Annotated in this window: 22 protein-coding genes and 1 pseudogene; 9 read left to right on the forward strand and 14 right to left on the reverse strand. The window is 38.9% G+C overall.

Features of this window, described 5'->3' with window-relative positions; genetic code table 11:
• The first annotated feature begins 8 nt into the window (after positions 1 to 8).
• Positions 9 to 1,196, forward strand: a complete 1,188-nt coding sequence (locus KIM67_RS10290; RefSeq protein ID WP_213831245.1) for a Gfo/Idh/MocA family protein — start codon at positions 9 to 11, stop codon at positions 1,194 to 1,196.
• A gap of 76 nt (positions 1,197 to 1,272) precedes the next feature.
• Here KIM67_RS10290 and KIM67_RS10295 read toward each other — a convergent pair whose 3' ends face one another.
• From KIM67_RS10295 to KIM67_RS10335, 9 genes are all read right to left on the reverse strand, one after another.
• Positions 1,273 to 2,181 (reverse strand): DUF5777 family beta-barrel protein, encoded by a 909-nt coding sequence (locus KIM67_RS10295; RefSeq protein WP_213831246.1) that lies wholly within the window; start codon positions 2,179 to 2,181, stop codon positions 1,273 to 1,275.
• Complete coding sequence (locus KIM67_RS10300; protein WP_213831247.1) at positions 2,171 to 2,716, reverse strand: YceI family protein; 546 nt, start codon at positions 2,714 to 2,716, stop codon at positions 2,171 to 2,173. Before KIM67_RS10300 ends, KIM67_RS10295 begins: the two co-directional genes overlap by 11 nt.
• A gap of 10 nt (positions 2,717 to 2,726) precedes the next feature.
• Positions 2,727 to 3,131, reverse strand: coding sequence for an OB-fold putative lipoprotein (locus tag KIM67_RS10305; protein WP_213831248.1), 405 nt, complete (start codon positions 3,129 to 3,131; stop codon positions 2,727 to 2,729).
• A 160-nt stretch (positions 3,132 to 3,291) separates the two neighbouring features.
• Positions 3,292 to 4,938 carry a hypothetical protein gene (locus KIM67_RS10310; protein ID WP_213831249.1) on the reverse strand — a complete coding sequence of 549 codons (1,647 nt, stop codon included), beginning with the start codon at positions 4,936 to 4,938 and terminating at the stop codon, positions 3,292 to 3,294.
• A gap of 187 nt (positions 4,939 to 5,125) precedes the next feature.
• The gene (locus tag KIM67_RS10315; RefSeq protein WP_213831250.1) at positions 5,126 to 5,434 is read right to left on the reverse strand and encodes a hypothetical protein; all 309 of its coding nucleotides are present in this window, start codon (positions 5,432 to 5,434) and stop codon (positions 5,126 to 5,128) included.
• A gap of 10 nt (positions 5,435 to 5,444) precedes the next feature.
• Complete coding sequence (locus KIM67_RS10320) at positions 5,445 to 6,290, reverse strand: DUF5777 family beta-barrel protein (protein WP_213831251.1); 846 nt, start codon at positions 6,288 to 6,290, stop codon at positions 5,445 to 5,447.
• Between the two features lie 21 nt (positions 6,291 to 6,311).
• Positions 6,312 to 6,722: a hypothetical protein gene (locus KIM67_RS10325; protein ID WP_213831252.1), complete on the reverse strand. Its 411-nt coding sequence runs from the start codon at positions 6,720 to 6,722 to the stop codon at positions 6,312 to 6,314.
• Positions 6,719 to 7,282 carry a YceI family protein gene (locus KIM67_RS10330; protein ID WP_213831253.1) on the reverse strand — a complete coding sequence of 188 codons (564 nt, stop codon included), beginning with the start codon at positions 7,280 to 7,282 and terminating at the stop codon, positions 6,719 to 6,721. Before KIM67_RS10330 ends, KIM67_RS10325 begins: the two co-directional genes overlap by 4 nt.
• A gap of 30 nt (positions 7,283 to 7,312) precedes the next feature.
• Positions 7,313 to 7,705: a hypothetical protein gene (locus KIM67_RS10335; RefSeq protein WP_213831254.1), complete on the reverse strand. Its 393-nt coding sequence runs from the start codon at positions 7,703 to 7,705 to the stop codon at positions 7,313 to 7,315.
• A gap of 259 nt (positions 7,706 to 7,964) precedes the next feature.
• On the opposite strand from KIM67_RS10335, the gene KIM67_RS10340 reads away from it, so the two are divergent.
• Complete coding sequence (locus tag KIM67_RS10340; RefSeq protein WP_213831255.1) at positions 7,965 to 9,098, forward strand: LytTR family transcriptional regulator; 1,134 nt, start codon at positions 7,965 to 7,967, stop codon at positions 9,096 to 9,098.
• A 527-nt stretch (positions 9,099 to 9,625) separates the two neighbouring features.
• On the opposite strand, the pseudogene KIM67_RS10345 reads toward KIM67_RS10340, so the two are convergent.
• A pseudogene (locus tag KIM67_RS10345) lies at positions 9,626 to 10,612 on the reverse strand (aldo/keto reductase).
• Between the two features lie 219 nt (positions 10,613 to 10,831).
• On the opposite strand from KIM67_RS10345, the gene KIM67_RS10350 reads away from it, so the two are divergent.
• A complete protein-coding gene (locus KIM67_RS10350; protein ID WP_213831256.1) occupies positions 10,832 to 11,431 on the forward strand; it encodes a GNAT family N-acetyltransferase in 600 nt (199 codons plus the stop codon).
• A gap of 10 nt (positions 11,432 to 11,441) precedes the next feature.
• Positions 11,442 to 11,837: a hypothetical protein gene (locus KIM67_RS10355; RefSeq protein WP_213831257.1), complete on the forward strand. Its 396-nt coding sequence runs from the start codon at positions 11,442 to 11,444 to the stop codon at positions 11,835 to 11,837.
• Here KIM67_RS10355 and KIM67_RS10360 read toward each other — a convergent pair.
• Complete coding sequence (locus tag KIM67_RS10360; protein WP_213831258.1) at positions 11,823 to 12,962, reverse strand: glycerate kinase; 1,140 nt, start codon at positions 12,960 to 12,962, stop codon at positions 11,823 to 11,825. The genes KIM67_RS10355 and KIM67_RS10360 overlap by 15 nt on opposite strands.
• 153 nt (positions 12,963 to 13,115) lie before the next feature.
• Between KIM67_RS10360 and KIM67_RS10365 the strand changes: the two genes are divergently transcribed.
• Positions 13,116 to 13,817, forward strand: a complete 702-nt coding sequence (locus KIM67_RS10365; protein WP_213831259.1) for an SIMPL domain-containing protein — start codon at positions 13,116 to 13,118, stop codon at positions 13,815 to 13,817.
• Between the two features lie 2 nt (positions 13,818 to 13,819).
• Here KIM67_RS10365 and KIM67_RS10370 read toward each other — a convergent pair whose 3' ends face one another.
• The gene (locus tag KIM67_RS10370) at positions 13,820 to 14,401 is read right to left on the reverse strand and encodes a TetR/AcrR family transcriptional regulator (RefSeq protein ID WP_213831260.1); all 582 of its coding nucleotides are present in this window, start codon (positions 14,399 to 14,401) and stop codon (positions 13,820 to 13,822) included.
• A gap of 14 nt (positions 14,402 to 14,415) precedes the next feature.
• Complete coding sequence (locus KIM67_RS10375; protein WP_213831261.1) at positions 14,416 to 15,174, reverse strand: SDR family NAD(P)-dependent oxidoreductase; 759 nt, start codon at positions 15,172 to 15,174, stop codon at positions 14,416 to 14,418.
• A gap of 160 nt (positions 15,175 to 15,334) precedes the next feature.
• Between KIM67_RS10375 and KIM67_RS10380 the strand changes: the two genes are divergently transcribed.
• The 4 genes from KIM67_RS10380 to KIM67_RS10395 all read left to right on the forward strand — a co-directional run bounded on the left by KIM67_RS10380 (position 15,335) and on the right by KIM67_RS10395 (position 20,016).
• Positions 15,335 to 18,481 carry a glycosyl hydrolase gene (locus KIM67_RS10380; protein ID WP_213831262.1) on the forward strand — a complete coding sequence of 1,049 codons (3,147 nt, stop codon included), beginning with the start codon at positions 15,335 to 15,337 and terminating at the stop codon, positions 18,479 to 18,481.
• Between the two features lie 7 nt (positions 18,482 to 18,488).
• Positions 18,489 to 19,061 (forward strand): pentapeptide repeat-containing protein, encoded by a 573-nt coding sequence (locus KIM67_RS10385; protein WP_213831263.1) that lies wholly within the window; start codon positions 18,489 to 18,491, stop codon positions 19,059 to 19,061.
• A gap of 110 nt (positions 19,062 to 19,171) precedes the next feature.
• Positions 19,172 to 19,669 (forward strand): DUF6265 family protein, encoded by a 498-nt coding sequence (locus KIM67_RS10390; protein ID WP_213831264.1) that lies wholly within the window; start codon positions 19,172 to 19,174, stop codon positions 19,667 to 19,669.
• Complete coding sequence (locus KIM67_RS10395; RefSeq protein WP_213831265.1) at positions 19,666 to 20,016, forward strand: hypothetical protein; 351 nt, start codon at positions 19,666 to 19,668, stop codon at positions 20,014 to 20,016. The genes KIM67_RS10390 and KIM67_RS10395 overlap by 4 nt, the downstream gene beginning before the upstream one ends.
• A 16-nt stretch (positions 20,017 to 20,032) precedes the next feature.
• On the opposite strand, the gene KIM67_RS10400 is transcribed toward KIM67_RS10395, so the two are convergent.
• Complete coding sequence (locus tag KIM67_RS10400; RefSeq protein ID WP_213831266.1) at positions 20,033 to 20,503, reverse strand: CBS domain-containing protein; 471 nt, start codon at positions 20,501 to 20,503, stop codon at positions 20,033 to 20,035.
• Between the last annotated feature and the right edge of the window lie 35 nt (positions 20,504 to 20,538).

A 20,538-nucleotide genomic window follows, 5' to 3' on the forward strand; every position in this document is an offset into this window, starting at 1 on the left:
GACCATTTATGAAAAGAAGAGATTTTATGCTGAAAAGCGGATTGGCATCTGCTTCTGTTGTAATACCTCAAACCATTATTGCTGCCAGTAATTTAAGCTGCAAAGGCGCTAACGACGCTCTCAACATTGGTATTATTGGTACTGGTGACAGAGGGTCTGGTGCTATAGCACTGGTAAATGCCATCCCTAATTTTAGAGTAACTGCCTGTTGTGATATTCTTCCGTTTCGTTTAAAGGATGCCGTAAATGCCACTCAAGAAAAAGCAATAGGGTATGTCAACTATGAAAAACTTTTGAGCAATAAAGCTATTGATGCTGTTATTGTTGCAACACCATTTAATACGCACACGCAAATAGCCTTAGATGCTTTGGACGCAGGCAAACATGTATACTGCGAAAAAACAATGGCGAAGGGTTATGAAGGTATAAATGCTCTTAAAGCAAAGGCCAAACAATCAAAGAATATTTTTCAAACTGGGCATCAGTATAGAAGTTCAAGGTTATACCAGCACGTTGTTGAGTTAATAAAAATGGGCAAAGTTGGAAAAATACAAGCGTTTGAATGTCAGTGGAATCGTAATGGTAATTGGCGAAGGCCCGTACCAAAACCTGAGTATGAACGCATCATAAATTGGCGAATGTACCGTGAGTTTTCTGGGGGGCTACTTGCAGAACTTTGCTCACATCAATTGGATTTCATCAATTGGATCATGGAAGATATTCCAAATTCGGTTATGGGTATTGGGGGAGTCGATTACTGGAAGGATGGCAGGGAAACATACGACAACATTCATTTAATCTATAATTATAAGAATGGGGTACGGGCAAAGTTTACCTGTTTAACGGCCAACGCAAAAGATGGCTACCAAATTAAAGTTTTAGGTGATAAAGGTTCCATAACATTGGGATATACGGAAGCTTGGTTTTATCCCGAGAATACCAACAAAAAAGAAAAGGGCAATGTTGATGGCGTAGCTGGTGCCACCATACCTTGGGAACAAGGAAAAGGATATCCCATTACTGTAGAACACACAGAACCTACAGCACAGGCGATGATAGATTTTTACAATAATATTCAAAACAATAAAACTCCACTTTCAAATATAGAAACTGGAGCAAATGCAGCCATTTGTGTACAGATGGGCTTGGATGCTATGTATACTAACAAAATAGTTTACAGGCCAGATAATAGCTAGTGCATTAATGTTACATCTTCTTTAGCACTTGTTTTTACGTTGAAGGAGGAAATCAACTTAGGTTTCTTTGGTAGAACTACTTCTTCAACTGGTTTTTAAAGTGCAATAAAAAAACCGCATTCAGACCAAAGAAAAGACTGCCATTTTTAGTATTGAAATTTCTTCTGTTTTGCGTGATGAATGCATCTTCGGCAATATGTAAGGTATTCGATACGTGGAACTGGAGCATCAAATCCGTCAGTTCCCAATTGACCCCGATAGAAAAAGCATCATAGGTTGGAATGGATTCCACAGGATTGGCCAAATAGTAGTATTCCGAAGAAATGGAAACATGTCCTCCCACTTTATATCTACCCCCAATACCCAATGCAAAATGATTGGTAGGGTCTTCTTCGAATCGAGTGGAATTTCTGTGTATAAAGGTTGGTGATAGCTGTAACGAAAAATTTCTTGTAAATTTCCGTGCAATCAAAAGCTGTGAGGTGAACGATAATTTATCTGAAAAACTTGTATCATTATTAAAATTTCTCCCAAGCCTGCCACTTGTGCGTAAATTGGCATTTTGCAACAAAGTGATGGTAAAAGGCCAACCTTTCCCTTCATCTACCTGTTTTAGCAGTTTATACTTGAAGTAACTGTCAAAAATACCATCAAACGTGGTAACTCCTGCCCCTAAAGTAAACCTATCTGAAAAAGCATGGGAAATACCAAACCGGGTGGATACACGATCTACCAAAAACGCTTGGGTATCCGATTCGGGAATATTCCAAAACCTGGTATTGGCCGAAAGTTCCATTGTTCCCTTCTTCCGGGTTTCAACAGAATGGCCTAGGGATATTCGTGTTGTTTTAAAGGTTGCCTGAACATGGTTCGTGGTTTCTGGACGTTCTTTTTCCAGAGTATTGAGCAAATCTTGACCAACTACGGTATTTGAAAAACCCAATACTAAAACTAAATGTAAAAAAGTAAAATGTCTAGTTCTCATAAGGTTGGTATTCAAATCTAAATTGGACTTCTATACGCTTTGCAATATTACCCGCTACCACAGGAGGTATCTTTATTTTGAAATCGGACACTAAAACCTCAAAGGATCCTGTAAAAACAGGAAGGTCGTTAGTGCGTTCCATTTTGGTCTTGATTTCCAATTCTTTTGTGATGCCATGTAATGTCAAAGCACCTTTTACAATTTTTGTAGTCTCTTCAACGGGCACTTTAAAATCCGTTATAACACCTTCAAAAACGGCTTTCGGATAAATATCGGTTTCAATATAACTTTCATTAAAATGTTCTTGCATCAATGCCTTTTTAAAAACAAAGGCCCGCATCAACATACTTATGGCAATCTCACCATTTGTGGTATCGAAAATACTCAGTACTTGATTATTTTCAGCTTCAATATTCTCCACAGATGTGTACGAGAAAAAGGAGACATGCCCCTGTCTAGAAATGTATTTGGAACTGTTTTGGGAAAACCCACAGTAAAACACTAAGGCAAAAAACAATGTAAAGAATTTATTCATACATAAAAACTTACTGTAAAACACAGTTTAGCATTATAGCGTCCATTAAAAAACCTTTGAACACTCCTTTCAATTTAACTTTATCCCCTTCATTCAATTTTCTTACCATTTCTGCTTGTTCGGTTCGCATATCGCACATTACATAAGAAACTTTACTTCCACTATAGAGCAACACGGTATATCTATCGTTTAGAAAGGTTACTTCTTTGACCTCGCCTTCCACTTCAATGACCTTTTCCATGTACGCAGCGTTAGCTTCTTGTTCATCTTCTAGAAACCTATCTACCAACAGCTCTGAACTTATAGCAAGTTCTGGTGAAGCAACAATGACGTCCCTAGCATACGGTTCTCTGGTTAAAAAATTATAAAAATAGTAAGAGCCCCCCATCAATAATAGTATTGAGAGTGACATCATCACAATTTTTACTTTTTTAGACATCATATAAATGACTCCTTAGTTTATTGCAAAATTAATGAAACCCACGAAGCTTAAAAGTATTATTTCGCACTTCGTGGGTTTAATAGAAAATCAAACATAGCAATTTGCTTCCCATCTCTGCTTTTACAGCATACTTTTATTCAAGTCTACCAATCTCTTCGGCTCCTATTCCAATTCCAATGGCACCATTGTCTTCACCCAAGCTTCTAGAATCAACGCCCCAATCGTCTGAAGTGAACCCCTCACCATCGTAGGCAATACTGGCACCCTTCAATGCACCTGAAACAAAACCACCAGCGTTCCAGATACCTGCCTCTACAGCAACGACCTCTCTTGCATTGCCGGCAGCACCCCACTGCACAAAGCTTCTTATGTTATCGGCATTGCCAAAACCATTATTGTTCGCGTACAGACCCAATCCACCTGCATCGTTAGGCACTTCAAGAACTACTGGTGATATGACCAAGAACTCACCAGGTGCCAAGGATACGGAACCACTTACAACCTCGGTAGCATCGCCATCACCTACCCTAAAGTATTTTCCAGGGCCAAGGCACATCCAGTAGTCAGAAAGATCTACCGTTATGTTTCCATTATTGTAGAGTTCTATATCATCATTAAGGAAATATTCCACTTCGTTGATAATCACAGAACGTTCTACTACAACTTCCTTGAATATGTTCTCTTCACCAAAAGTGATTATACCAGTGCCTGCCCAATCGTCTGAAGTAAGTCCTTCACCATCGTAAGCAATGCTGGCACCGATCGGTACATGTGGAACGTAACCACCAGCATTCCAGATACCGGCTTCTACCGCAACAACTTCTCTTGCATTGCCAGCGGCACCCCATTGTACGAAGCTTCTAATGTTATCCGCACTACCAAAGTTATCGTTGTTGGCATAGAGCCCAAGTCCACCCGCATCGTTAGGAGCATCTAGAACCATTGGTGTTATCACCAAATATTCGCCCGGTGCCAAGGATACGGAACCACTTACGATTTTGGTAGCATCACCGTCACCAATCCTAAAATATCTTCCAGGGCCAAGGCACATCCAATATTCTGAAAGATCTACGGTTACAGTTCCATTATTGTAAAGTTCGATATAGTCATCGACCAAATATTCAACTTCGTTTATAATGATTGAACGTACTTCGGAAACGGGTTCTGTAAATGTATTGCCCTCGCCCAAGGTAGGGGTAGATGTCCCTGACCAATCATCTGATGTGTTGCCCTCTCCATCATAGGCTATACTAGCGCCAGTAGGCACATTGGGAATGAAACCACCGGCATTCCAAATACCAGCTTCAACGGCCACTACTTCCCTTGCGTTACCAGATGCACCCCATTGTACAAAGCTTCTAATGTTAGCGGCACTACCAAAGTTATCGTTGTTGGCATAAAGCCCAAGTCCACCCGCATTGTTAGATGCTTCAAGGGCTACTGGTGCTATCACCAAGTATTCACTAGGCTCAAGGGATACTGAACCACTTACGATTTCGGTAGCTTCTGCATCACCAATTCTAAAATATTGTCCTGGGCCAAGGCACATCCAGTAATTGGTAAGATCTACCGCTACGTCTCCATTATTGTAAAGTTCAATATGGTCGTTCACCAAGTATTCTACTTCGTTGATAATTACGGAACGTACTTCCGTTGTTGAGTCCGGTGTTTCTTCAACCGGGTCCTCACCTCCAGGGTCCAAATCATCATTGTAAGCATCGTCTTCTGAGCAGCTCCACACTGCCAATACTGTTAAAAGGGATAATAGATAATTTTTCATTTTTTAGATAATTTTTAATTAAAGAATAATTGTTTTTGAAGATTTAAAAAGTTTGAATGTCCGGTAACCGTTTTGATTACCGTACCATGTATAGGATCAGCGGAAAGGGTGGGATGCTATGTTTCGAAAAAATTGTTAAGCATATTGCTTATGACATGTTCAGTCTCACATAGGTTTCCTTTCCGCTTTATGTTTTATAATTTGATTTTTGACATGATTTTTCATAACACCCATTACAACTGTACACTGGAACAGGAGTTCTACCATTATTTTTTTCGCCCATTTCTGGGTAGCCGAGTTCTGTTAACACATTCAGCGCATTGGAAATTTGATTTGCCCTAACAAAATTGAATACTATCAGGGATTCCATAGGATAGAGATTTACATTGGTGATATCCTTGATATTTGAAAGTGCTTCTTTGATCTTGACCGAACAACGAGAACAAAATGATTGCTGAACGGGAATTCTTGCGATACTTGGTTTATTTATTTTCATTTTTTTTGTTTTAAAAGACTCTTGATAGATTGAACCCAAAGAATATATCCCCGTCAGACCAGTCACCTGTCGCTTGCCCTAAGAAGCCGTTGGTATTCATTGGCTGGGCGTTTGTAAAATGCAATTGAAAAACATGGCCTCCCGTTTCAATATCGATACCCACTGAAAGTGGATTGTTAAAGGGAGCGTTATCGGCCCTGTTCAGGTGAAATCCGTAATCGATATTAAGCGATAACCTTTTGGACAGTTTATGCCTACCTCCAATTCCAAGGGCGTATTGTGAGTTCTCTTGTTCATCCAATTGCACCAAATTGTCATGGAAAAAGGTTGGGATTAGCTCTAAAGAAAAGTTCTTGTTGAACTTCTTGGCTATTAATAACTGGGCCGTATATCCAAGACGGTTCTCAAACTTAAGGAGCGGTAAATTTACATCGTCCAAGGCTCCGTTAATGAGCAAAGTTCCAAACCCTACCAACGTAACGGGAAAGCCCTTTTTTTGCTGCCGTACCAATCGAAGTTTTAACGAGCTTTCATACGTTTTCAAAAATGAGCTACGTGAAACCCCTACATTGATACCATCGGAAATTCCATAAATGAAGTTCAATCGGGTAACCGCTTGATCGAGCCCAAAAAAATCTTCAAATCCTGGTTTTATGGAGCCAAACCTGTGGGATACCACAAAATACAGCTCTTTTTGGGATACCATTTTGGTGGATTCAAAGTTTACGATTTTCAATCCTTTAAAAGCGGCGCTTTCAAAGTCTTTGGCATTGTTAGTATCAATTTCTGATAATAGGTCGTCTTGCGAAAAACCTACTATGGGCAATAAAAAGAGGATGAGGTATATTGTTTTCATTTTTTCTGTTTTCTGAAGTGTTTAGTAATTGTTGATCAGGATAGCCTGGTCTATTTTTACGATTTCGAGTAAATCATCATAACCTACGCACCTTCCTTTTACGCGAATCATATTACCTTTTATCAAGGTTGCTTCAATTTCACTACTGCCATCAAAATCTATTTGAACTTTGTCGTCCACAATAATGGTTCGTTGTTGTTCCACATTGCTTATCAATCCATTGACTTCGATAATTTTATCCGCAAAGCTTTCCAACGAACCGTTAGCATCGGCAAATCTGTTCTGTAACTCTGTTGCCGATAATACAGCTACCGTTTGTTCTTCAATGACATTTCTGTGAGGTCTGTACATGTAGCTGTACATAAAAAAAGAGGCAAAAGTTATAATGATTAATGCTACAAAGGCAATGGTCAGGTATTTTTGCATTTTCATCTTCCAACAAGATTAAAGTTGATCTGTACCAATACTTCTTTAGCAATTTTGCTGCGCACTAATTTTGGAATTTCAATATCAAAATCTTCTGGAGCGACCTTGAAGGCACCTTCCATAACAATAGCATCTTCCACTTTACGAACAGATAAGGTTGTCCGTATATCTTTTTCTTTTCCATGCAAGCCCAACGTTCCATCTACGAGAATTTCCGATGGGGACTCTGTAAGTTTTGAGCTATCAAAATCCAATAGCTCCCCCTTAAAAGTTGCTTTGGGATAAGTATCGGATTCAATATAGTTTTCATTGAAATGCTCTTGCATCAAGGAGTTTTTAAAGCGAAATCCCTTTACCAAAGCCAGAGAAGCGATTTCGTTGGTTTCAGTGTCAAGAATGGCAGTAGCAGATTCGGTCTCTGCCTTTACTTCTTCAAATAGTTTTTCTGAAGCTTCAAATACAATATTGGCATTTTTATCAATGTATTTTTTCTGGGCATTGCCAGTATAAACTCCTATTACTGTAGAGATCATAGCTAACAGAATCGTGTTCCTTAAGTTTTTCATTGTTGTTTATTTTGGTGTTATGTTTATCTATTATTCTGCTAATCCTTCTTGAATCCATTGTTCGATAAGGTCTATTGATGCTTGTGGCATTCTACCAGATGGTGGCATGGCGTTTGGCTCTCCGGTTTGTTTAGAGATGGTGTTCAGTACCCCGGCATTTCGAGCACGTACCTGGTCATAGGTTACCAAAGCAAATGGCGCCCCGTTTCTTGGTGGGCTCGAATGGCATCCCAAACAATTGCTTGTGATTATGGGTTGAATGTTGGCTGAAAATGTAACTGTGGCATTTCCATTTTCACCATCACCTTCATTATCCGTGTTCTCGGTATCGTCCACTAGCAATAGATCACTTTCACTATCGTTGGTGCAACCAAATACCAAAACAGCCGAAAAAAGCAAGATGGGTTTTAAAATATTCTTCATTTGTGTTCGATTTTTTATTCACAGCAAAACAACTATATACCAGGAGGTTATAAGGACAAAATGTTCGTGAGAGGGAAAAATTGGCTTTGAAAGGGAAGAATTGACCGTGATATGGAAAGAGATTTTCCAATAAAAAACTAGTTTCCCCAAACTGGGAAAGAAAGTTATTTTTGCAAAGAAGGTTTGTGATGGATTTTTTAGAAACCCGATCAATCTTATTCTGTAGTTAAGGAAATTACGTTTTCAACATTATAACCCCATGAGAAAGGATAGGCTCTATTTTTTTACATTTTTGGCCATAACGGTAATTTTTGTGCTCATTGCAGGAATTTCAACGAGGTCCTTTATAAAGGTTAGTGCCAATAACCTTTTAAACACCCAATTGGAATCGAGCAAAAGAGAAGCTAGGGAAGTTGCAAGTTTGATAGGGTTTCAATTGGCCAGTGGCATACCAAAAGATTCGGTAATCGATAATGTCCAAAGAAGTATTGAAAACACGAATATTGAAAATGGTTTCATCTGTATGTTCGATTGGTCTGGAAAGGAAATCTGCCACCCAGATATTACCAAAGTTGGGCAACAGATCAATCCAAATCAATCTTCTGTAACCTCGGTAGATGGTGAAATGACCTCAGAGGATTTTTATGAATTATTGACCGACAAAAGAAGCTTTGGAGGGGTACGGGACTTTAAAGAAGAAGACCGAGATTCTGAAATCATCTATTTATATCCAGTAAAAAACTCGGATTGGATAATCGCTGCCCATGCCAACGTCAAAAAGATTTCTACACAGATTGATGATATCAGAAACAAGTTCTACACCATTTTTATTATTATGGGAGCCGCATTGATTCTTTGTTCGGTAATCATGGTGAGGATTATAGGAAGTGCCTACGAGAAAAAGCTGGAAGCCAAAAACCAAAAGTTGGAAGATCAAAACCAAAGATTGGGAGACGAAGTGGTCAACTTGGCCAAACTCAACAAAGACTTGGACAACTACCAGCAAAAGGTCATGGACACCAAACTTAATGTACCTAAAACCGACTCCGAAAAGAACAAGAAAAGAATACTCACCTACGTAAGAAATGAACTTAGACCCATTTCCACGGAGGATATTGCCTACATCTATACTGAAAGTACGATTACCTACGTAGTCTGTTTTGATGGAAGTCGTTCCACGACAAATGTTAGTTTGGATGAGTTGTTTTCAAACATGGACGAAAGCCATTTTTATCGAGCCAACCGTCAATTTATAGTTGCTATTTCGGCAATCAATAAAATCATTAAGTATGGCAATAATCAGTTAAAGATTTTGGTCGACCCTAATTCTGAAGTTGATATTATTATTAGTAAGAACAAAGCTGCCGAGTTTAAACAATGGCTTAATTCTTAAAAAGAAGAGGTTCCATAAGAAAGCCCTCAAAACAACTTCTATCTTGAGGGCACTTCCTAACTAAAATAAACACTAAACTATACGTTTCGGGTACTACTAACCTCCCTTTTTTCTGAATTTGTTAATTCACTTTCTACAACAATTCGTTCTATTTAAAAATTCCTAAACGTACCGTCAATAGTATTATGAAAACTACTGTTGAAAGAATAAAACAGGTAAAGGGGAAGAAGAAATAAATCAGTTTGTTCGTAGCTTCTCTTTTCATTTGGTTCTGTTGATTTAATTGATGAAACAAAGAAATGCTGATGAAGAAAAATATACCACAAAACTTCGGTGAGGGGGAAAATCGACACTTAAAAGGGAAAAAGGGGAGGTAAAAAAACAATACATTTACCCAACGGAACAGCAACTATCACCCAAATTGGTTTAGGGTATATGCTAGTCATACAATTGCCATACTTTAGGCTGCTAATTTTTGAAAAGTGCAATCAGATGCTTGGGTAGGTAAAGTATATAGTCTTTTAACTTTACCACCGATGATGCACCGATGGGCGAATCATCTCATTATAAACATCTTCAACTGCCAGCATTTCTTCTTTTGAAAGATTACGAAGTTTCAACGCTTCTAAATTGGAATACAATTGCTCGTTTTTTGATACACCTGGTATTACACAGCTCACTTCTTCGAACATCAATATCCACTTTATGGCCAAATGCACCAACTCAAAATCTTTTGGAAATATCGATTTTAACCGTTCAACCGCTTCAAGACCCAGATTGTAATCTATTCCCGAGAACGTTTCACCTTGATCAAAAGCTTCACCTTTGCGGTTGAATTGGCGATGGTCATCATTCGAAAATGTGGATTTTGAATGGAATTTGCCAGTTAACAATCCACTTGCCAATGGTACGCGGGCAATAATTCCCACATTTCTTTTTTTCGCTTGCTCAAAAAGCAGGTCAGCAGGCCGATGCCTGAACATATTAAAAATAATTTGGACTGTACTCACATTAGGATATTCTATTGCCTTTAAGGCCTCTTCAACTTTCTCGACGCTCACTCCAAGATTGGATACTTTTCCCTCTTTTTTGAGTTTTTCAAATTCTTCAAAAATTTCCTGCCGATAATATACCTCCGTAGGCGGACAGTGCAATTGAATGAGGTCTATATAGTCCAAACCTGTGTTCTTTAAACTTTGCTCTACATATTCCCTAAGCACTTTTGGTTGATACCCTTCACTAACATGGGGGTTTATAAACCTACCACATTTAGTAGCTATATACACTTTTTCTTTTCGGGAACGAATGAGTTTGCCTACAGCGTGTTAACTTTTCCCATTTTCATAAACATCTGCCGTGTCAATAAAGTTTATTCCCTTATCTATAGCCTCATTAAGAATACGTTCGGCATTTTTATCATCAAACCCACTCCCCCATTTTCCTCCAACTTGCCATGTTCCCAGACTTATTTCAGAGACTTTTAGCTCTGTCTTTCCCAGTGTTCTATAATTCATCTTATACGATTAAATCAAACAGTTTGCTTCTTATTGCTTTGTTGAAAAACAAATAGTGATACAATTGCATGGTGGAACACCATACATATCTATTAAAAAATTCTAAAGATACTACTAGATGTAAAATCGAGGAAATAGAATACAACAAAGTAGTAATCAAAATCCTATCTAAAAAGCAACACATAAAACCTATATTTGGGTATCGAAAAACTTGTTGACATGAATTCATGGTTACAATCCATTGAACTAGAAGGTAACTTGGTAAAACTTTTGCCGATGCTACCTTCCCATAAATCAGGATTAGTTAAGGCGGCAGAAGATGGTAATCTTTGGGAATTGTGGTATACCTCTGTTCCATCCAAAGAAACTGTGGATACCTATATCGATTTTGCCCTAAATGCGGAGGAGGCAGGTTTAGCACTTCCCTTTGTAATTATTGATAAAAAAACAAATACGATAGTAGGTTCTACCCGTTTTTGTAGTGCCGATGCACCAAACCGAAGGGTGGAAATAGGCTATACTTGGTATGCGCAACATGTGCAACGCACGGGAATCAATACCGAATGCAAGTACTTGATGTTAAGCCATGCCTTTGAAAAACTAGATGCCATTGCCGTTGAGTTCAAAACCAATTTCTTTAACTTCCCTTCACGGAATGCTATTTTGCGATTGGGGGCAAGACAAGATGGAATCATTAGAAACCATCGTATTGATAAACAAGGAAACATTAGGGATACGGTCATTTTTTCTATATTGAACAGTGAATGGCCCGCGGTGAAAACTTCCTTGGAATTTAAAATGAGGAAGACCTACTCTTAAAAACAAAAAAATGACAGACCGAGAATTTGAAAATCAATTTGAACGTGCAGAATTACCTCCTGACCTCTTCACCCACGAAGCCCATTTACGATTGGCATGGATTCATGTGACCCAATACGGAATCGACACGGCGGTCAAAAATGTCACACAACAAATAAAACGATATACCCAAAAACTCAATGCGGTTGATAAATACAACCACACTTTAACCATTGCCGCTATTCGGGCAGTTTATCATTTTGTCCTTAAATCAAAATCAAATTCCTTTTCAGACTTTATAAAAGAATTTCCCAGATTAAGATTCAACTTCAAAGAACTCATGGCTTGTCATTACGGGTTTGATATTTACAAATCCCCATTGGCAAAACGCAAGTATTTACAACCAGATCTTTTACCGTTCGATTGAAGTATTTAGGAGCTTGGCGAAATTATAGCCGGCAAGTTCCAAATTTTTAAAGCTATTCTGTTTCGCCTCATCAAGCGAACCCACTTGATTCAATATGGAAGTAACATACTGCAGTCCAGCTACTTCGAGTTCGTCTATGGATAGGGTAACCGACCCACATAACGCCGCTACGGGAATTTTTCTTTCCTTGACAACTTGAAGTACCCCAGCAATGGTTTTTCCTGAAAGTGTTTGACCATCCAATTGGCCTTCCCCTGTGATAACCCAATCGGCATTTTTCAAAGCTTCATCAAAAGCGGCCATTTCCATAATTAAATTAATACCCGAAGTCAAAGAAGCATTCAAAAAAACCATTGCTCCAGCACCCATACCACCGGCAGCACCAGCCCCTGGAACATTTTGTATAGCAACACCAAACTTTTTATCGATTACTTCAGCAAAATTCCGAAGCCCTTCATCTAATTTTTTAACCTCTTCCGGAGATGCCCCTTTTTGGGGAGCATATACGTAAGCTGCCCCGTCTTTTCCATAAAATGGATTCTTAACATCACATGCTACCTTCACCTTAAGGTTTTGGAGTTGTGGCAGCACCTTATCCGTTTTAATATCCACTACCTCATGCAGATTTTGGCCAATGGGTTCCAGAACTTCCCCGTTTTCATCCAAAAAAGAATACCCTAAAGCAGAGGCCATTCCCATACCGCCATCGTTGGTGGCACTACCTCCAATACCTAAAATGATTTCCCTTGCACCTTGTTTCAAAGCATGGGCAATCAACTGACCTGTACCAAGCGAAGTGGTTTTCATACAGTTCAATTCATCTTTGGAAAGTAATTTGTAACCTGAGGCTTCGGACATTTCGATAAAGGCAACTCTCTTTTCTTTTGAAAAAAGATATCCCGAAGCAATATTTCTAAAGAGTGGGTTCTTTACGGTAGTTTTTACTTCAGTAGCATTCAAGTAGTGCCTTATCACTTCAATGGTACCATCGCCCCCATCCGCCAAAGGCCTTTTTATGATTTCTGCGTCTTTAAAGACCCTAAGAATTCCCATTTCCACAGCCTCACAGAATTGTTGTCCACTTAAGGAACCTTTATATTTATCTGGAGCTAAAACAAATTTCATGTATTGTACATTATTGGACAGAATTAGTTTACACTAAAAATAATGAAAGAATAGGACTCTTTCCTTTACTATTTTTAGCCTTATAGTTTTATCAAAGTGGTAAAGGTTTTGCCCCTCAAAAAAAGTATTTACCTTTAACTAAAATTTCAATCCATGAAACATGCCCTGATTCCCATACTCTGCTTATTATTTACTACAGCCCTGTTAAGCCAAACCAAAAATTTCTTGGACGTTCCCTATCTAGAAACCTCCGCAAGGGTCGACACTTTGGTGACCCCAGATAAAATTTACTTGAACATCACTATTCAAGAAAAAGATTCCAAAGGGCGAAAATCAGTTGAAGAGCAAGAGAATCAAATGGCCACTAGACTTAAAGCCTTGGACATTAATTTGGATAAGCAGTTGGTCATTAAAGATCTTAGCAGCAACTTCAAAAAGTACTTTCTAAGACAAAAAGAAGTACTTAAAAGTAAACAGTACTCACTTCTCGTCTATTCCGGAAAAAAAGCCGGTGAAGTTATGGTCGCTTTGGAAAAACTGGATATTTCCAATACATATCTGGAAAAAACCGAATATTCAAAGATGGATGCTCTGGAACTGGAGTTAAAATCCAAAGCAGTTAAAAAAGCCAAGAAAAAGGCAAAAGCGCTAACTTCTCCTTTAGGACAGACCGTAGGAGCTGCAATACATATTTTGGATGTATCTACACCGTATTATCCAAGATACAACCAAGCTCCACGTATGGAAATGAAGACCATGGCCAAGGATGTTGCTGAGGCAGAACCTTTGGATATTGATTTTGAAAAAATAAAGGTAGAGACTTCGGTGAACGTGAAGTTCAAGATTTCGGAATAAGGTCAATCAAGAATGGATAATCCTTCTTCGACCATACTTCTATACTTATCCGGGTCTGTTTCTATTTTTGCCAAGACCTGAAGGCCATTATAAAGTGTAAAAAGCATCAACCCTACACTTGCTGCATTTTTGGAAGATGGGATTTCTCCAGCATCGATTCCTTTTTGGATGTAGTCTATGAAGAGTTTTTGAGAATTTTCAGTGTTGTCCATTAAAGCTTTGTGAATGGTTTCGTCACCGGGAATAAGCTCAGTGGCGGTATTTACCACAAAACAACCTTTTTTGCACTCATCTTGTACCGATTGCTGAATGGCTTTATCAAAAAGTACCTTTAACCCTTTTTTTACTGAATTTTCCTTTTCAAAAAGCGTTCTCACAATTGCTCCATTGGTAGTTCTATAGTGCTGGAAAGCCTGATTAAAAAGTTCTTCCTTACCACCGTACGTATCATAAAGGCTTGCCCTATTTATACTTAAACATGAAACCAAATCTTGTATGGAAGTGGCATGGAACCCTTTTTCCCAAAAGAGTTCCATGGCTTTTTGTAGCACTTCCTTTTCATCAAATTGTTTGGTACGTGGCATACACAAAAATAAGGCTATCCTGCCAATAATGGATTTACGTTGATACCCCCGTCAATATTGTACTCGGCACCAGTGATGAAAGAGGCTTCATCAGATGCTAAAAAGTTGACCAAATTGGCAATATCCTCAGGCTGTCCAAAGCGTTTTAAGGGAATTCTGTTTTGCATGGCCTCGGCAAAAACGTTCAATTGTTCTTCAGGCATGCCTGTTTTACCAAAAATTGGGGTGTATACCGGGCCAGGATTCACAGAATTGATACGTATTTTTCTTGGTGCCAACTCGGTTGCCGCCGTTCTTGTGTACGAGTTCATTGCTGCTTTACTTGCAGCGTAGATAGCAGTATTGGGCATACCGGTATAGGCGTTGACCGAAGAAAGATTGATTATGGCCCCACCATCTTTAATAATAGGTAGGAACTTTTCAACTGTGAATACCGCTCCCTTAAAGTTTATTCCCATCTGGTTATCGAACATCTCTTCTGTAATTTGACCTACCGGGGCCGGAGCAAAAATACCAGCATTGACAAATAATATGTCTACTGCACCGTGATTATCTTTTACTTGGGCAACCAAACTGTCCAAGGCATTGAGATCCTTAACATCCGCCACTACACCCTGTACACCAAGTTCGTTGGCCGCTGTGTTTACTTTTTCTTCTGAGCGCCCCGTGATAATCACATTGGCCCCTTGCTCTTTAAATTTTTTCGCTGAAGCATAACCGATACCACTATTTCCACCGGTAACTACAGCTATTTTTCCTTCTAGATTTCCCATTTTGATTTTTATTTAAAGTTTTTAATTTTATTTGGAACAATCATTCCAATACAAACATATGAATAACGGAATGATTGTTCCAAATAAAAAACGAGGTTTATCTTTTTGTTAACAATAAAGTTCCGTTTTCGTATCTTACCACTAGCTAAATCAAACCAAAATGAAAGTACTCCGATTACTCCTAGTTGTTCTGTTGCTTATCTCTTTTCAAAGTGAAGCGCAACGTAGAAAGAAGAAAGCAACAACGCCAAACATTGTTCTTAATGACTCTACTTATCATGGTTTAAAATGGCGTAATATTGGTCCTTTTAGGGGAGGGCGAAGCGTTGCTTCCTCTGGTGTTATAGACCAACCCATGACCTATTATATGGGTTCTACAGGTGGAGGCATATGGAAAACTGTTGATGACGGTATCACTTGGAAAAATGTTTCAGATGGACAACTTAATACAGGAACCGTTGGGGCAATAGCAGTTTCAGAAAGCAATTCAAACATTATCGTTGTAGGCATGGGTGAACATGCTGCAAGAGGGGTAATGACATCCATGGGAGACGGGGTTTATAAATCTACCGATGCCGGAAAAACCTGGAAACACATTGGATTGGATGAAACCCGACATATTTCCGATGTCATTATTCATCCAAAAAATCCCGATATCATTTTCGTTGCTGCTCAGGGAGCCCAATACGGGGCTTCAAAGGAAAGAGGTATTTACCGCTCCTTGGATGGAGGAACTACTTGGGAAAATGTACTTTTTGTGGATGAGAACACTGGAGCTTCTTCGTTATCCATGGATATGAAAAACCCTTTGATTCTCTACGCGGCTATGTGGCAGCACAGACGCTATCCGTGGACTATGGAATCTGGTGGAGCTTCTTCTGGAATCCATAAATCGACCGATGGTGGCGCAACATGGAAAAAATTGGAAGAAGGGTTACCGGAAGAATTCGGAAAAGCAGGAATTTCAGTATCACGGGCAAATCCAGAGTTAGTTTTCGCCGTAATTGAGGCCGAAGGTAAAAAAGGTGGTGTTTACAGAAGTGATGATGCCGGAAAAAAATGGAAGCAAATCAATTCGGACCGAATAAACATAGCCCGATCTTGGTACTACATGGAAATCTTTGCAGACCCGCAAAATGAAAATATCGTCTATGTATTGAATGCTCCAGTGACCAAATCTATAGACGGCGGTAAAACTTTCACGCCATTACCTACGCCACACGGAGACAACCATCATTTGTGGATCAACCCCAACGATAATTCCAAAATGATAAACTCCAATGACGGAGGTGCCAATATTTCCAATAATGGCGGCAAAAGTTGGAGCACACAGCAAAATCAACCCACATCGCAATTCTACAGAGTAATAACCGACAATCTTGTTCCTTACAATGTGTATGGAGGTCAGCAGGACAATTCGGCCATCGCTATTGCAAGCAGAACCAACGATAACGGAATAGATTGGAAGGATTGGTATTCCGTTGCGGGTTGCGAAAGTGCCTATTTGGCTTTTGACCCGGATAACCCCGAGGTTGTTTACGGAGGCTGTTATCAAGGTATCATTGAAAAGTGGATAAAAGCTTCAAGAGAAGGAAAAGCCATTAAAGCATATCCCGAATTAGGGTTAGGAAAAGTACCTAAAGACTTTAAGTTTCGATACAACTGGAACGCACCTATCATCAGTTCGCCCCATGACAGGAATACCATCTACCATGCAGGCAACGTTGTTTTTAAAACAACAGATGGAGGGCAAAGTTGGGATGTAGTAAGTCCGGATTTGACTAGAAACGAAATTGAAAAACAAGGTCCGGGTGGCGGTCCTTATACCAATGAAGCCGCGGGAGGTGAAAACTATAATACCTTGATGTACTTGGTTGAATCGCCCCATGAACAAGGTGTATTGTATGCCGGTAGCGATGATGGCCTTGTGCATATTACCAAAGATGGTGGCGCAAACTGGGAGAACGTTACTCCCCCGAGTCTACCAGAAGGTATCATTAACAGTATCGAAATATCGCCACATGACCCAGCAACGGCCTACATGACCGTAATGCGCTATAAGTTTATGGATTTAAAACCCTATATCTTTAAAACGAATGATTACGGGAAAACCTGGTCGAAAATCACAAACGGTTTTAAAGACAAGCATACCTTTGTTCGTGTTGTTCGTGAGGACAAAAAGAAAAAAGGTTTGTTGTATGCGGGCACAGAAACAGGTCTTTATGTTTCTTTGGATGATGGCAAAAACTGGCAACAGTTTCAACTGAATCTCCCTATAGTTCCCATCAATGACTTAGTGATTCAAGACAACGATTTGGTGGCTGCGACTGCTGGACGTTCTTTTTGGATTTTGGATGATTTAGGAGCAATTCAAAATAGTTTTGACACTTCGGAAAAATTGAAAATCTTCAAACCAAAAAATACGTATCTAATTTTTGGTGGAAGCTCGGAAAAACCAATTCCCGGATTGGGGCAAAACCCAAAACAAGGGGTCACTTTTGACTATTACTTGCCAAAAGAAGCGGATTCTTTGGACTTAAAATTTGAAGTGGTTCAAAATGGAAATGTAATCAGAACGTTGACAAACAAAAAACCTAAAGATTTTAAATCTTGGCCTGGAGGACCACCAAAACCAGTTGTACTTCCTTCAAAAAAAGGATTTAACCGTTTTACTTGGGATTTTAGCAAAGACCCAGTTCCTGCTATAGATAAAGTGTTTGTTTTTGGAAATTACAACGGTGCCAGTGTCGCTCCAGGTGATTACACATTACGTTTGCTATTAGAAGGTGAGACTGTGGAAACCATGGTTACAATTTTACCAAATCCAAAAATCAATGCTTCTGATGCTGATTATGCCGAACAACAAAAGGTTTTAAATCAAATCGAGAATGCCATTCGTTCCATGCATGAATCCGTCAATCAAATGCGTTCTGCAAAATCACAATTAAAAGCCTACGACAAGCTTCTAAAAGATAACGATGACGCAGACGAACTTGTGAAACTTGGTGATTCCTTGATAAAAAGAATTGAAATATGGGAAGAAAAACTTATCCAACCCAAACAGAAAACTTTTCAGGATGTCATTAACTTTAACAATCAGCTCAATGCAGATTTTATGCATTTAAAGGGCTTTGTGGATTCAGCAGAACCCAAAGTGACCAATGGAGCAAAAGAACGTCTTCGCGACCTTTTAGCACAATGGAAGGTATTTGAGAATGAAAAGAATGCCATTGTTACCAATGAAATGGCCAATTACAACAAGCTATACGAAACATTGAAGTTACCCGCCATTTTATTGAAAGATTAGTAGTTAAATGCATAATTTGTTTGTAGCAGATAAAGAGTTTCTGGGTGTTGATTATACGCAACATCGATTACCAAAGGGAGATTATGAAAACTGTGTTTTCAAGAACTGTAATATCTCCAAAGGGTATTTGGACAACCAAAATTTTATGGAATGTGAGTTCGTGGACTGTGATTTAACCAACGTCAATGTGAAACATGCCATTTTCAAAGAATCAATTTTCAAGGATTCCAAACTCATAGGCTTACGCTTTGAGGACTGTAATGATTTTTTGTTGTCTGTCCAATTTGAAAATTGCAACTTGACCTTGGCGTCCTTTTATCAAGTTGGCTTAAAAGCAACCTCATTTTTGGAATGTGATCTTACTGAAGTGGATTTCACTGAAACAGATTTGAACAAAGCCGTATTTTCGAACTGCAACTTGGAAAAAGCTATCTTTTTTCAGACCAAATTGGATGAGGCTAATTTGAGCACCTCTTTTAATTTTAATATCGACCCTGAAAAGAATTCATTGAAGAAAACCAAGTTTTCCAAAGATGGACTCGTTGGACTTTTAAAAAAGCATGAAATAAAAATAGTATAACTGTCCAATTAATCCCCGCTGAAGACGTCATACTATTATAGCTTTGACGCCTTCATTACACAGAATGATGCGCAGTGTTCAATTAGCACTAACCAAACAAAATTTAAATCATGAGACAATTTTTTATATTATGCCTATTCATGACCGTCTCTGTAAAAGCGCAGAATACCTTATCTTTAAAAAACGGTGAGCTTTCACCAAAAGCTACACTCACCATCGTTTCTTGGATGGAGGGCCATTGGAAAGGAGAAGCCTTTGGGGGGATTGCGGAAGAAATATGGAGTCCCCCATTTGGGGGTTCAATGATGTTTGTTTTCAAACATGTAATGGATGATAAAGTCAATTTTTACGAAACGGGACATATTAGGGAAATAGGTGGAACCTTGGTTTTTGAATTGAAACATTTCAACAATGACCTAAAGGGCTGGGAGGAAAAAAATGAAGTACAATCCTTTAAACTGGTAAAAGTGGATGAAAATCGTGTATATTTCGAAGGTTTTACTTTTGAAAAAGTTGAGAAGAACGAAGTAAACATCTATGCCATGATGAGTGGCGACGCAAATAACCCCGAAGAAATCAAGTTCAATTACAAAAGGGTTAAACATTGACAAAAGAATGTTTGGAATGTGGTGAGAAACTAGTGGGAAGGGTCGATAAAAAATATTGCTCCGACCATTGCAGAAATGCTTATAACAACAGATTGAACAAGGACAGTAAGAATCTGGTCCGCAACATTAATAACAGGCTTCGAAAAAATTATAGGGTACTGGATGGTTTTACTTTAAAAGACGGAAAAACGACCACTACCAAAATGAAACTGGTAGACAAAGGTTTTGATTTTGAATATATCACAAACCTTTATACAACCAAAAAGGGAAGTACCTATTATTTTGTATACGACCTTGGTTATTTGCCTCTGGACAACGACCGCTATATGATTGTAAAGCGTGAGTAGGGAAAACAGGAAAGTACTATTTCCAATTTTGTGCGCTCAGCTTTAGTGCTGCCACAACAATATCCTTTCTACTTATTTGCCCTACCAAAATGTCGTTCTTCATCACGGGCAATCTGCGCCTGTTGTGTCTATCAAAAACACCTGCAGCATCAAAAATACTCATATCATGAGGTATTGTTTCTACGTTTTTGGTCATAAAACGCTCTACGCTTTTATCAAGAATGGGCTGGTTAAAATATCTACTTTCCGAGATTTGTTTCATGCAATCGGCCTCGGAAATAATACCTACCAAAAAACCATTTTGATCTAGTACGGGGCCACCTGATATATGGTGTTTCGCAAATGCCTCCATAACTTCCAAAATAGATTGTTCGGGAGAAAAAGTAATCAGCTTTTTCGTCATATAGTCTTCTACAAGTATTGGGGCATTGTATTCTTTTTTTGAGGCATCTTTAGATCTAGCACCTTGAAAACTCTTGATAGCCATATCGTTACTTTTTTTGGGTTGATTACTAAATATAG

Origin of the sequence: Flagellimonas sp. 389 (genome assembly GCF_018449435.1) — a bacterium.
Classification (GTDB): domain Bacteria; phylum Bacteroidota; class Bacteroidia; order Flavobacteriales; family Flavobacteriaceae; genus Flagellimonas.